This window comes from Arthrobacter agilis, from assembly GCF_030816075.1.
Taxonomy (GTDB): domain Bacteria; phylum Actinomycetota; class Actinomycetes; order Actinomycetales; family Micrococcaceae; genus Arthrobacter_D; species Arthrobacter_D agilis_E.
Genome location: NZ_JAUSXO010000001.1, coordinates 2011713 through 2023516 on the forward strand (window position 1 = coordinate 2011713; position 11804 = coordinate 2023516).

Genomic DNA, 11804 nt, shown 5'->3' on the forward strand with positions numbered 1-11804 from the left:
GAACACCCGTGGAGGCACGGGTCGCGGGAGCGCCTGGGGAGCTGCCGGCCGCCGGAACACCCGCGTCAGTCCGCTGGTGCGGCCGTCCCCGCGGGGAGGAGGAAGTCCAGGGCCGCCCGCGCGCCCCTCACCTCGGCGGTCCAGTCCGGCCGGACGAAGTCCTCCCTGGCGAGCAGCAGGTTCTGCTGTGTCTGCAGCTCACCAGGCCGGGCCTCGACGAGGGCGGTGCCGTTGGCGGTGTAGCCGAGGCTCCGGGAGACGCCGAGCGATGCCCGGTTCCAGTCGGCGGCCTCCGATACCGCCGACGTCGCACCGAAGTGGTCGAACGCGAGCTGCAGCACGCCGGCCCTCATCTCGGTGCCGAAGCCCTGCCCCTGCGCCGAGCGGGTCAGCCAGGACCCGGACCCTACCTGCCGCAGGAGCGGGAAACCCCGTGCCCTGAGGTCCTGGCTGCCGATGACGCGGCCCCGGTGCAGCACGGCGAAGTTGACCGTCCAGTCCTCCGGGGTGACCCCGGCACGGGTCCTCCACTGGTGCCGCGCCGTCTCGGTGATGAGGACGCTGCGCGGCGCATCGGTCCAGGGGACGCTGAACGGCATCTCGGCGGGGTCGTGGATACCGGCGAGGACGGCATCCACGAGCTCCGGCAGGTGCTCGTCCCTGACCGGCGTCAGGACGAGGCGGGGCGTCTCGATGACGAGCCCGAACAGCGGCCACACGCGGGCCAGCGGGTCCGCGGCACGGCGCTCGGGATCCGCCGTCACTGCACCCGCTTGCCGGCGCGGTGCTTGCGCACCTTGGAGACGACGAAGTAGACGACGAACAGCACGACGGCGACGATCACGATCTTCTGGAACGTATCGGCGTACTGCTCGACGACGTGCCAGTTCTCCCCGAGGAAGAAGCCCGCCAGCACGAAGATCGAGTTCCAGATCAGGCTGCCCGCCGTGGTCAGCAGCAGGAACTTGCCGAGGGGCATGCGTTCGATACCGGCGGGGATGGACACGAGGCTCCGGAAGAGCGGGATCATCCGGCCGAAGAAGACGGCCCGGTAGCCATGCCGGTTGAACCAGTCCTCCACCTTGTCCACGTCCTCGAGATCGATGAGGGGGACCTTGGACACGAGGCGCCGCATGCGGTCGCGGCCGAGCCAGGCGCCCAGCGCGTACAGCGCGTAGGCCCCGATGACCGAGCCGAGGGTGGTCCACAGGATCGCCTCGAACAGGGAGAAATTGCCGCGGCTCGCGGTGAATCCGGCGAGCGGCAGGATCACCTCGCTCGGCAGGGGCGGGAACAGGTTCTCGAGCGCGATCGCGAGTCCGGCACCGGGGGCTCCGATGGTCTCCATGAGATTCACCGCCCAGTCCGTGACGGCGCCGAGCGCCGAGCCGTCCGACGACGTGGTCGCCGTCGCGACGTGGAGGGCCTGGGCGGCCTGTGCTGTCTGGATGATGCTCACGGTGATGTCCGTCCCTCTGATGGTGCGACCGGTCCGTCCTCGTGGACGGGGCGCCTGCGGTGCCGGCTGGTTCTGGTCATGATGCTGATCCTGCTGGGTGGTGCTTCGATGCCGCTCAGCTGAGCGCGTCGACGAGGTGTGGCAGCAGCGCCCGGAAGGCGATGCCCCGGTGGCTGATGGCGTTCTTCTCCCCCGGTGCAAGCTCCGCGCAGCTGCGGTCCAGCCCCTCGGGCACGAGGATCGGGTCGTAGCCGAAGCCCCCCGTCCCCCGGGGGGCGGTCAGCAGCGTTCCCCGCAGTTCCCCGCGCTCGGTGTGGCTTCCCGCCGGGGTGCCGGGACGCGCGAGCGCCGCGGCACAGACGAAGGCCGCGCCCCGCCGCTCGTCGGGGATGTCCGCGAGCTGCGCCAGGAGCAGTTCGAGGTTCGCGGCGTCGTCGCCGTGCCTGCCGGCCCACCGTGCCGAGAAGATGCCGGGGGCTCCCCCCAGCACGTCGACGGCGAGGCCGGAGTCGTCGGCGACGGCGAGCAGACCCGTGGCCTGTGCCACCTGCTCGGCCTTGAGCAGCGCGTTCTCCTCGAAGGTCACGCCGCTCTCCACCACGTCCGGTGCACCCGCCGTCTCGGCGTCGACGACCTGCGTGTCGACGTCGAGCCCGGGGACCTGGCCGCGGAGGAGCTCGCGCAGTTCACGCAGCTTGCCGGCATTGCGGGTGGCGAGGACGAGCCGGGGCGCGTCAGCCACCGGAGGAGTCCCGAAGGGTGTCGATCTGGATCTGCGCGAGCTGCGCGGTGCCGAGGAGCGCGAGGTCCAGCAGGGCATCGAGCTCGGCGCGGTCGAACGGCGCCCCCTCGGCGGTGCCCTGCACCTCGACGAACTTGCCCGATCCGGTGACGACGACGTTCATGTCGGTCTCCGCGCGGACGTCCTCCACGTAGGGCAGGTCGAGCATGGGGACGCCGTCGATGATGCCTACGCTGATGGCCGCGACGGTGTCGGTGAGCGGGGATGCCGAGGCGGGGATGAGCTTCTTGTCCTTGGCGTACCGGATCGCGTCGGCGAGCGCCACATACGCACCGGTGATCGCGGCCGTCCGCGTTCCGCCGTCGGCCTGCAGCACGTCGCAGTCGAGGACGATCGTGTTCTCCCCCAGCGCCTTGGTGTCGATGATCGAGCGCAGCGAGCGGCCGATCAGCCGCGAGATCTCGTGCGTCCTGCCGCCGATCCTGCCCTTGACGGATTCCCGGTCCGAACGCGTGTTCGTGGCCCGCGGGAGCATCGCGTACTCGGCGGTGACCCAGCCCTTGCCCTCGCCCTTGAGCCAGCGGGGCACACCGCTCGTCAGGCTCGCCGTGCACAGGACGCGTGTGTTCCCGAATTCGATGAGTGCCGAGCCCTCGGCCTGCTTGGACCAGCCGCGCGTGATGCTGATGTTGCGCAGCTGGTCGGGCGTCCGGCCGTCCGCCCGCAGCACGGGGCTCCGGGTACTGGCGGCAGGCGGCACGGGCGTGGATTTCGGGGAGGTCATGATTTCCAGTCTAGACGCGGGCGTGCAGGAGGGGTGCCCGTGATGCGGCGCCGCGGACACGAGCGGGCTCGTGTGCACCATGCGTCACACGGTGTAGGAGACTCCGGCGACAGCGACGGCGAGGTGGCCCTCGTAGCTCTCCCGGGCTTCGCTGACCGCGACGTTCGCATCGTTCCAGACCGGGAGATGGGTCAGCAGCAGTCGCTTGGCGGACGCGCGCGTCGCGACGTCGCCGGCACGCTTGCCCGTGAGGTGCACGCCGGTGATGGCGTCGTCGCGTCCCTCGTGGAAGGCGGCCTCGCACAGGAAGACATCGGCGTCCCTGGCTGCATCCACCAGCCCGTCGCACGCGTCGGTGTCGCCCGAATAGGTGAGGACGTGCGGGCGGGAGGACCCCTCGCCGTCGGCCTCGGTCACCTCGATGCGCAGCGCGTAGGCCTCCTCGATGGGGTGCAGGACCCGGTAGGGCGTGATGGTGAACGGGCCCACCGAGACGGCCGAGCGGTCCTCCCACGAGCGGAAGTCGAAGTCCTCGTGCATCCCGGGGTCGGGGTCGAGGCCGTAGGCGCTGGCCATCCGGTCCGCCGTCGCCGCCGGCCCCCAGACGGGGATGCGGGGCAGCCCCCAGCCCGCTGGGTCCCAGTGGACGGCGACGTGGAGGCCGCAGAGGTCCATGCAGTGGTCGGGGTGCAGGTGGGACAGGAACACCGCGTCGATCTCCCGCAGGTCCATGTACCGCTGCAGGGCTCCGAGCGAGCCGTTGCCGAGGTCGAGGAGGATGCGCCAGCTGCGCCCCTCCCACTCGGCGGTCAGGAGGTAGCAGGACGCCGGGGACTGCGGGCCGGGGAAGGACCCGCTGCAGCCGACGATGGTGAGCTTCATGCGGGCGGGAACCCGGCGGCGATCATCTCGGGCGTGATGCGCGCGAGGCTGCCTGTCGGGTACTGGGCGGCTACGTGGTCGACGTGCTGGACACTGAGGACCTCGGGCCCGAGGAACCGGCGTGCGAGCACCTCGAAACTCGCGGCGTCGCCCGTGGCGATGAAGCGGTGTACGGCGGGCACCGCGTCGTCCCGCTCGAGGTCGTGCGAGACGAGGGCCCGGTACACGTCCTTCGCGGTCTCCTCCGCGCTGGAGACGAGGGTCACGGCGTCGCCCATGACGTAGGAGATGACGCCGGTCAGCAGGGGGTAGTGGGTGCAGCCGAGCACGAGCGTGTCGACTCCCGCGTCCTTGAGCGGTGCGAGGTACTCCTCGGCCGTCCTCAGCAGTGCCGGACCGCCGGTGATGCCGGCCTCCACGAACTCGACGAACGCCGGGCAGGCCACGGAGGTGACCTCGAGGTGCGGGGCGGCCGCGAAGGTGTCGTCGTAGGCGCGGGACCCGACGGTCGCGCTGGTGCCGATGACGCCGATCCGGCCCGAGCGGGTGGACGCCACCGCGCGGCGTACGGCCGGCTGGATGACCTCGATCACGGGGATGCCGTAGCGGGCGGTGTAACGCTCCCGCGCGTCGCGGAGGACCGCGGCGGATGCCGAGTTGCAGGCGATGACGAGGAGTTTCACGCCGGAATCGACGAGTTCGTCCATCACCCCCAGCGCGTGCGCGCGTACCTGAGCGATCGGCAGAGGTCCGTAGGGACCGTTCGCCGTGTCGCCCACGTACATGATGGACTCGTGCGGAAGCTGGTCGATGACGGCTCGGGCGACCGTCAGTCCCCCGACGCCGGAGTCGAAGATGCCGATGGGCGCTTCGCTGCGGTCGGGGTTCGCTGGCTCTGGGCTCATGATCCTCCGAGAATATGACGTGACGCCCACGAAAACTATTCACTGATCCGTGGGTTTTGTCACAGCCCGCCGTCGTCGGGGATGTGCCCGGCGCCGTCCCGCGTCAGCCTTGCAGCCGGGCGGCCTTCAGCATGGCCTGGACGAGGGACTCCTGGAGCCAGGTGATGAAGTTGTACACGAGCGCGAGGTAGGACTCGACGTCGTCCACGTCCTTCGAGTCCGCGATGTCGTGGAGCCGTTCGGCGTCCTCCTCGGTCTCGATGCTGAGGCGGTCCGCGAGCACCAGCCGGACGTCGTTGAGCGCCTGCGCGAGGAGGCGGGCCTGCTCGTCGGTGAGCGTGATGGGATTCGACTCGATCGCGAGGGCGCTGCTGCGCAGGGCACCCATCTTCTGCTCCCGCAGGGAGCGCTCGGTCAGGCGCCGGAAGGCGAGCGCCTCGTCGTCGTCCCCGCGGACGGCGTCGGGCAGCAGCCGCCGGACGGCCGAGTCGTCGGGGGCCGTCGACTCGGCATCCGCCCCGGACATGCCCACGATCGCGGCCAGCGGGTCCTCGCTGGGCCCCGTCTCGGGTTCGAGCATGGAGATGACGTCGTCGAGCAGGGCGCCGAGGAGGCGCGCCTCACCGGGCTCGAGCGCTCCGGTGATGCCGCGGCGCGTCGATTTGAAGGGTTTCGCCATGGGAGGGCTTACTCGCTTCCGATTTTCTCGAAGGTGGCCCACAGCCCGTAGGAGTGCAGGGCGACGGTGTCCTGCTCCACCTTCTCGCGGCTGCCGGAGACGACGGCGGAGCGGCCCTGCTCGTGGACCTCGAGCATCAGCGTGCGCGCCTTGGCCTCGCTGTAGCCGAAGTAGGTCTGGAAGACGTAGCTCACATAGCTCATGAGGTTCACGGGGTCGTTCCAGACCACCACGACCCAGGGCTGGTCCAGGTCGGTCTTCTCGGTGGTCCGCACCTCTTCCAGGGTGTCGGTGCCGGTTGCAAAGCCTACGGTCATCCCCTCATTCTAGGTCGCCTCAACCTCCTCCGCTGGCCGGCTACTCACACCCCGGGCGCCCCGCTATCGTTTTGAGGGTGACCAACGCCCCGACCACAGACCCGCCCGCCGCTGCCGGTGAGGTGCCGCCCACCGTGAACATGCCGAACAGCGCGCTCTTCACCGACCAGTACGAGCTGACGATGCTGCAGGCCTCGCTGCACTCGGGGGCGGCCCACCGCCGGTCGGTGTTCGAAGCCTTCGCACGGCGGCTTCCGGCGGGCCGGCGCTACGGCGTCGTCGCAGGGACGGGCCGCCTGCTGGAGGCCCTGGCCACCTTCCGGTTCGACGACGCGCAGCTCGCGTTCCTCAGCGACGCCGGGATCGTGGACGACACCACCCTCGCCTGGCTGGCGGATTTCCGTTTCACCGGCTCGATCTCGGGCTACGCGGAGGGTGAGGCCTACTTCCCGAACTCGCCGATCCTGACGGTGGAGTCCGCCTTCGCGGAGGCCTGCATCCTCGAGACGCTCATCCTCTCGATCCTCAACCACGACAGCGCGATCGCCTCCGCGGCGTCCCGCATGACCGGTGCGGCCGCCGGGCGCCCCTGCATCGAGATGGGATCCCGCCGCACGCACGAGGAGGCCGCCGTCGCCGCCGCCCGGGCCGCGATCATCGGCGGTTTCGCGAGCACCTCCAACCTGGAGGCCGGCCGCAGGTACGGCCTGCCGACGGTCGGCACGGCCGCGCACTCCTTCACGCTCCTGCACGACTCCGAGCGTGCAGCGTTCGAGGCGCAGGTCGCCGCGCTCGGCCGGGGCACCTCGCTGCTGGTGGACACCTACGACGTCGAGCAGGGCGTCCGCACCGCCGTGGAGGTGGCGGGCCCCGAGCTCGGTGCCGTGCGCCTGGATTCCGGTGACCTCGTCGCCCAGGCCCGCTGGGTGCGGGAGCTCCTCGACGACCTCGGGAACCACAGCACAAAGATCGTGGTGACCTCGGACCTCGACGAGTTCGCCATCGGCCTCCTCGCCTCGGCCCCGGTGGATTCCTACGGTGTCGGCACATCCCTCGTCACCGGCTCCGGCGCACCGACCGCCGGCATGGTCTACAAGCTCGTCAGCCGCCAGGACGACGACGGCACCTTCATCTCCGTGGCCAAGGCGGCGAAGAACAAGGCATCGGTGGGCGGGCTGAAGCAGGCGATGCGCAGGCTCGACGAGCACGGGATCGCCCAGGTCGAGGTCGTCGGGATCGGGATCAGCCCCGCGAACGACGGCGACGACCGCCCGCTCGTCCAGCAGTTCGTGAAGGACGGCGTCGTCCTTCCGGGCTGGACCGGTGCCGAGGCCGTCCACCGCGCCGCCGAGCGCCACACCCGGTCCGTCGCCGAGCTGCCCGGAGCCGTCCGGCGTCTGCAGCGCGGCGAACCCGTCATCCCCACCGAGTACGAGGAGGCAGCATCATGACGCGCGCACTGATCATCGTGGACGTGCAGAACGACTTCTGCGAGGGCGGTTCGCTCGCCGTGCAGGGCGGCGCGCAGGTCGCGGCCGACATCAGCGACCATATCGACGGACAGGCCGGCACGTACGACTACATCGTCGCCACGCAGGACTGGCACATCGATCCGGGGGCGCATTTCTCCGAGGAGCCCGACTTCACGGACTCGTGGCCGGTCCACTGCGTCGCCGATACGAGGGGTTCCGAGTTCCACCGCGACCTCGACACCGAGAGCATCGACGCCGTCTTCCGCAAGGGCCAGTTCGAGGCCGCCTACTCCGGGTTCGAGGGCGTCAAGGCACCCGACGACGAGGTGCCCACAGGCGAGCAGAAGCTCGGCGGCGGGGCAGCGGACAGCGACGAGGATCCGCTGACCCTCGACGACTGGCTGCAGGACCACGAGGTCGACGACGTCGTGATCGCCGGCCTCACCACGGACTACTGTGTGCGGGCGACCGCCCTGGATGCGCTCCAGGCCGGGTACGGCGTGACGGTGATGGTGGACCTCGTCCGGGGCGTGCACGACGACAAGTCGGAGGCGGCGCTGGAGGAGCTGGAGGCGGCCGGCGTCGAGCTCGCCGGCTAGCCGGAAACACGAAGGCCGGGCTGGTGCGACCAGCCCGGCCTTCGTGTGTCCACGGGTCCTACTTCTTGCCGATGAACCAGTCCTGCAGCTTCTGCAGGCGGCGCTGGAGCTGGTCCTCGTTGGCCTGCGCGACGGCGGGCCCGCCGCACTGCCGGCGCAGCTCGGTGTGGACCTGGCCGTGCGGCATGCCGGTCCGGGCGGCCCAGGCGGAGACGTTCTTCGCCAGCTGGCCGCGCAGCTCGGTGAGCTGCCGGTGGTCCACGACCAGCGGCTCGGCGGGTGTCATTGCGTGTCTCGTCTTACGGCGGGACTGCTGCTCCTGCTGGCGCTGGCGCAGCAGCTGTCCCACCTGGTCGGCGTCGAGCAGCCCGGGGATGCCGAGGAAGTCGAGCTCCTCCTCGCTGCCCATCTCACCACCGGTGCCGAACTCGCCGCCGTCGAACAGGACGCGGTCGAAGGACGCCTGCGATTCGAGGGCCTCGAACTTCTGCTTGGTGAGCGAATCGGACGCCTTGTCCTCGCGGTTGGCGGCCTCCATGAGCCCGTCCTCGAGACCGAACCCCTCGTCGTCCTTCTCGGGCCGGTCGAGGGCGTGGTCGCGTTCGAGTTCGAGCTGGTTGGCCAGCGCCATGAGGTTCGGTACGGAGGGCAGGAAGATCGACGCCGTCTCCCCGCGCCGCCGGGCACGCACGTAGCGGCCCACGGCCTGCGCGAAGAACAGCGGGGTGGCGGTCGAGGTGGCGTAGACGCCGACGGCGAGGCGCGGGACGTCGACGCCCTCCGACACCATGCGCACGGCGACCATCCACCGCTTCTCGCCGGCAGAGAACTCCTCGATCTTCGAGGAGGCCTTCGCGTCGTCGGACAGGATGACGGTCGGCGACTCCCCCGTGATGCGCTTGAGCTGGCCCGCGTACGCGCGGGCGTCGTCGTGGTCCGTCGCGATCACGAGGCCACCGGCGTCGTGCACGGTGCGCCGTACCTCGGTGAGCCGCTTGTCGGCGGCGGCGAGGACGGCCGGGATCCACTCGCCGGCAGGGTTGAGCGCCGTCCGCCAGGCCTGCGCGGTGATGTCCTTGGTGACGGCCGCCTCGCCGAGCGATGCGGCCATCTCCTCGCCGCCGCTGGTACGCCAGCGCATCTGGCCGGAGTAGGCCATGAACATGACGGGGCGGACCACGTGGTCGCGGAGGGCCTGGCCGTAGCCGTAGGTGTAGTCGGCGCGGGAGCGGCGGATCCCGTCGCGGTCCTCGGCGTACTCGACGAACGGGATCGCCGCGGTGTCCGAGCGGAAGGGCGTACCGGTGAGTGCGAGGCGCCGGGCTGCGGGCTCGAAAGCCTCACGGATGCCGTCACCCCAGGAGAGCGCGTCACCGCCGTGGTGGATCTCGTCCAGGATCACGAGGGTGCGGGCGGCCTCCGTCTTCGCACGGTGCAGCATCGGCTTGCTGGCCACCTGCGCGTAGGTCACGGCGACGCCGATGAACGCTCCGCCATGACGGCCGTCCGCGTTCTTGAAGTTGGGGTCGATGGCGAGGCCGACCTTCGCGGCCGCATCCGCCCACTGGCGCTTCAGGTGGTCGGTCGGGGCGACGATCGTGACCCGGTTGACCACGCCGCGCTCGACGAGCTCCGTGGCCACGCGGAGGGCGAAGGTCGTCTTGCCTGCACCGGGGGTGGCCACCGCGAGGAAATCGCTCGGGGATTCCCGGAAATACTTCTCCAGCGCTTCGCTCTGCCACTGGCGCAGCTTGGGGGCGGTCCCCCAGGCGGCGCGCTCCGGATATGCGGGGGGCAGGGCTGCGCCGGCACCGAACAGGGTGTCACTACTCACGCCGGGACAGTACCTTCCATTGACTTGCTGGGGGTGAGACCGGAGCCGCCATCGGATGACCTGGCCCCTCTCAGACCCGAAACTATACCCGCTGCCGTGAACACCCACAGAGCCAGCCAGATCGCAACAAAGGTCGGCACATGCCCGGGATCCGCGGGGTCGTGCAGCAGCGCGAAGAGCGCACCGGCGCCCGCCGTGCCTGCCACGCCGCCGAGTTGATCGGAGATCTGCAGGGCGGCCGAGTTGCGCCCCTGCTCCGTGGGCGCGGAGAGCTTCAGCACCAGCACCGACGTGCTCGAGAGCGTCATCCCCATGGCGAATCCCGACAGACCCCACACAGCGGCCAGCACCCACAGCGGTGCCTCCACCGCCGTCGCGAGTGCGAACCCGCCGAGCGAGAGCGACAGGACGGAGGACCCGGCGACCAGCAGCCACTGCCGGTCGAACGTGACGCGTGCCTGCACGAAGGAGCCGGCGCTCCAGCCGAGCGCCCCGGCGCTCAGGGTGAGGCCCGCCGTGCCCGGATCGATGTCCCGGGAGCTCACGAGCATCAGGGGGATGAAGGCCTCCGTGCCGAAGAACGCGACGTTCACGATGCCGCGGGTCGCGATGATGCTCGGCAGTCCGCGGGCGAGCACCAGGGCGCCCTTGGGCAGCAGTGGAGGCAGGACGAGGAGGGCGACGACGACGCCCGCGACGGTCAGGAGCACGAGGCCCGTCACGGTCCCGGCGTCCGGGTCCTGCGCGTCCGCGAGGCGGACGACGGCCCATTGCGCGGCGAAGACGCCCCCGGCCAGGGCGAACCCGCGCAGGACGCGTCCCTTTGCCGGGCCGGCATCGGTCGCCTCGATGGGGCCGAGCCCCCTCGTCTTCGGCCACACGATGACGACGGCGGCGAGCACCACGGGGACGACGCCGAGGAACACCCAGCGCCACCCGAAGTTCTGGGTGACGAATCCGGCGACCACGGGGCCGATCAGCGCCGGGAGTACCCAGGCGGCGGCGAGCCAGCCGAACACGACCGGCTGGGCCTTGTGCGGGAAGGACCGTCCGATGACGACATAGACCGCGACGATCATGGAGCCCCCACCGAGGCCGGATACGGCTCGGCCGACCGTGACGAGCCAGAAGTCGGGGGCTGCTCCCGCCGCGAGGAGTCCCAGGATCATGAGGCCCAGCCCGACGGCGAGGGCGGGCCGGGGGCCCTTGCGGTCGCACCACGAACCGGCGACGACGGTGCCGAGCAGCGACGCCGTCAGATACATGGAGAACGCCAGCCCGTAGCTCGATTCGCCGTCGAGTTCCCTGGCTACGGACGGCATCGCGGTGATGACGGCCATCGCCTCGAAGGCCGCGCAGGTGATGATGGCGAGGATGCCGATGGTGAGTGGGCGCAGCTCGGGCGACATCGCTCCGGCTGTCGTGGTCCCTGCCCTATTGGCGGTCTTGCTCATGTCACCTTGTGTTCTGCTGGGTAGCGGGCGGGCGCGTTCGAACCGCGGCTCCTGGATCGGCCGGTGCTGGTGGCGCTTCGTGAGGGTTGATCAGATCAGGAGCCGGGCACCTGCTCCTGCGGGATCGGGTGCTGCTGTCGGGGACGCGGCCCTTCGCCTAGTTGTCGGGCTGTGGCTTCCTGTGGGCCCTCGGGTTCCCCGCCGACCCTTCGGCTTGTCAGCCCTTCGGCTTGTCAGCCCTTGGGCTTGTCGTCGCCCGGGCGGAGGCCGTTGTAGATCTCCTTGCATTCCGGGCAGACCGGGAACTTCTCGGGGTCGCGGCCCGGGGTCCACACTTTGCCGCACAGTGCGATCACCGGCTCGCCGGTGAAGGCGGACTCCATGATCTTTTCCTTGCGGACGTAGTGGGCGAAGCGTTCGGCGTCACCGGGCTCGACCTCCTGGCGGACTTCCTCACGTTCGATGGTCGCCGTGGAGCCGCCTGTGCCGGCTTCGAGGGGATCGTTTGCGAAGGGATCTGCGGGCATAGTCATGGGCCCAGTCTATCGCCCGGCCACCCGTTCTACAGGGGGTCAGGGGTGACATTCGGGCAGGTATTCTCCACGGAAGGGGAGCCGCCTTCGATTCCGGAATTGTTCCTGCCGGGCGTTCCTGCCCCACCCTATATTGTCGGTGGC

Annotated in this window: 13 protein-coding genes; 2 read left to right on the forward strand and 11 right to left on the reverse strand. The window is 70.3% G+C overall.

What is annotated here, in order from left to right:
• Positions 1 to 65: 65 nt before the first annotated feature.
• The 8 genes from QFZ50_RS09375 to clpS form a co-directional block, all read right to left on the reverse strand.
• Positions 66 to 764: a GNAT family N-acetyltransferase gene (locus QFZ50_RS09375; protein WP_307083607.1), complete on the reverse strand. Its 699-nt coding sequence runs from the start codon at positions 762 to 764 to the stop codon at positions 66 to 68.
• Positions 761 to 1459 carry a DedA family protein gene (locus tag QFZ50_RS09380; protein ID WP_373462259.1) on the reverse strand — a complete coding sequence of 233 codons (699 nt, stop codon included), beginning with the start codon at positions 1457 to 1459 and terminating at the stop codon, positions 761 to 763. The genes QFZ50_RS09375 and QFZ50_RS09380 overlap by 4 nt, the downstream gene beginning before the upstream one ends.
• Positions 1460 to 1574: 115 nt before the next feature.
• A complete protein-coding gene (gene rdgB / locus QFZ50_RS09385; protein WP_307083608.1) occupies positions 1575 to 2201 on the reverse strand; it encodes an RdgB/HAM1 family non-canonical purine NTP pyrophosphatase in 627 nt (208 codons plus the stop codon).
• Positions 2194 to 2985, reverse strand: coding sequence for a ribonuclease PH (gene rph, locus QFZ50_RS09390; RefSeq protein WP_307083610.1), 792 nt, complete (start codon positions 2983 to 2985; stop codon positions 2194 to 2196). The genes rdgB and rph overlap by 8 nt, the downstream gene beginning before the upstream one ends.
• A gap of 84 nt (positions 2986 to 3069) precedes the next feature.
• A complete protein-coding gene (locus QFZ50_RS09395; RefSeq protein WP_307083611.1) occupies positions 3070 to 3867 on the reverse strand; it encodes an MBL fold metallo-hydrolase in 798 nt (265 codons plus the stop codon).
• Positions 3864 to 4772 carry a glutamate racemase gene (murI, locus tag QFZ50_RS09400; RefSeq protein WP_307083613.1) on the reverse strand — a complete coding sequence of 303 codons (909 nt, stop codon included), beginning with the start codon at positions 4770 to 4772 and terminating at the stop codon, positions 3864 to 3866. Before murI ends, QFZ50_RS09395 begins: the two co-directional genes overlap by 4 nt.
• A 103-nt stretch (positions 4773 to 4875) precedes the next feature.
• A complete protein-coding gene (locus QFZ50_RS09405; protein WP_307083615.1) occupies positions 4876 to 5451 on the reverse strand; it encodes a DUF2017 domain-containing protein in 576 nt (191 codons plus the stop codon).
• 8 nt (positions 5452 to 5459) lie between these two features.
• Positions 5460 to 5768 (reverse strand): ATP-dependent Clp protease adapter ClpS, encoded by a 309-nt coding sequence (gene clpS / locus QFZ50_RS09410; protein ID WP_307083616.1) that lies wholly within the window; start codon positions 5766 to 5768, stop codon positions 5460 to 5462.
• A 140-nt stretch (positions 5769 to 5908) separates the two neighbouring features.
• On the opposite strand from clpS, the gene QFZ50_RS09415 reads away from it, so the two are divergent.
• Both QFZ50_RS09415 and QFZ50_RS09420 read left to right on the forward strand, forming a co-directional pair.
• The gene (locus tag QFZ50_RS09415) at positions 5909 to 7219 is read left to right on the forward strand and encodes a nicotinate phosphoribosyltransferase (RefSeq protein WP_373462311.1); all 1311 of its coding nucleotides are present in this window, start codon (positions 5909 to 5911) and stop codon (positions 7217 to 7219) included.
• Positions 7216 to 7839, forward strand: a complete 624-nt coding sequence (locus QFZ50_RS09420) for an isochorismatase family protein (RefSeq protein ID WP_307083618.1) — start codon at positions 7216 to 7218, stop codon at positions 7837 to 7839. The genes QFZ50_RS09415 and QFZ50_RS09420 overlap by 4 nt, the downstream gene beginning before the upstream one ends.
• Positions 7840 to 7897: 58 nt before the next feature.
• Here the strand turns inward: QFZ50_RS09420 and QFZ50_RS09425 are convergent, their stop codons facing one another.
• The 3 genes from QFZ50_RS09425 to QFZ50_RS09435 all read right to left on the reverse strand — a co-directional run bounded on the left by QFZ50_RS09425 (position 7898) and on the right by QFZ50_RS09435 (position 11660).
• Positions 7898 to 9673, reverse strand: a complete 1776-nt coding sequence (locus QFZ50_RS09425) for a DEAD/DEAH box helicase (RefSeq protein ID WP_307083620.1) — start codon at positions 9671 to 9673, stop codon at positions 7898 to 7900.
• Positions 9670 to 11127, reverse strand: coding sequence for an MFS transporter (locus tag QFZ50_RS09430; RefSeq protein WP_307083622.1), 1458 nt, complete (start codon positions 11125 to 11127; stop codon positions 9670 to 9672). Before QFZ50_RS09430 ends, QFZ50_RS09425 begins: the two co-directional genes overlap by 4 nt.
• Before the next feature lie 233 nt (positions 11128 to 11360).
• On the reverse strand, positions 11361 to 11660 hold the full coding sequence (locus QFZ50_RS09435) for a DUF3039 domain-containing protein (RefSeq protein WP_307083624.1): 300 nt from the start codon (positions 11658 to 11660) through the stop codon (positions 11361 to 11363).
• Between the last annotated feature and the right edge of the window lie 144 nt (positions 11661 to 11804).

Bases quoted from the DNA above. Each gene is read 5' to 3' on its own strand.
- rph (WP_307083610.1), bottom strand. From the start codon at position 2,985: ATGACCTCCCCGAAATCCACGCCCGTGCCGCCTGCCGCCAGTACCCGG.
- QFZ50_RS09395 (WP_307083611.1), bottom strand. From the start codon at position 3,867: ATGAAGCTCACCATCGTCGGCTGCAGCGGGTCCTTCCCCGGCCCGCAG.
- murI (WP_307083613.1), bottom strand. From the start codon at position 4,772: ATGAGCCCAGAGCCAGCGAACCCCGACCGCAGCGAAGCGCCCATCGGC.
- QFZ50_RS09405 (WP_307083615.1), bottom strand. From the start codon at position 5,451: ATGGCGAAACCCTTCAAATCGACGCGCCGCGGCATCACCGGAGCGCTC.
- clpS (WP_307083616.1), bottom strand. From the start codon at position 5,768: ATGACCGTAGGCTTTGCAACCGGCACCGACACCCTGGAAGAGGTGCGG.
- QFZ50_RS09415 (WP_373462311.1), top strand. From the start codon at position 5,909: ATGCCGAACAGCGCGCTCTTCACCGACCAGTACGAGCTGACGATGCTG.
- QFZ50_RS09420 (WP_307083618.1), top strand. From the start codon at position 7,216: ATGACGCGCGCACTGATCATCGTGGACGTGCAGAACGACTTCTGCGAG.
- QFZ50_RS09430 (WP_307083622.1), bottom strand. From the start codon at position 11,127: ATGAGCAAGACCGCCAATAGGGCAGGGACCACGACAGCCGGAGCGATG.
- QFZ50_RS09435 (WP_307083624.1), bottom strand. From the start codon at position 11,660: ATGACTATGCCCGCAGATCCCTTCGCAAACGATCCCCTCGAAGCCGGC.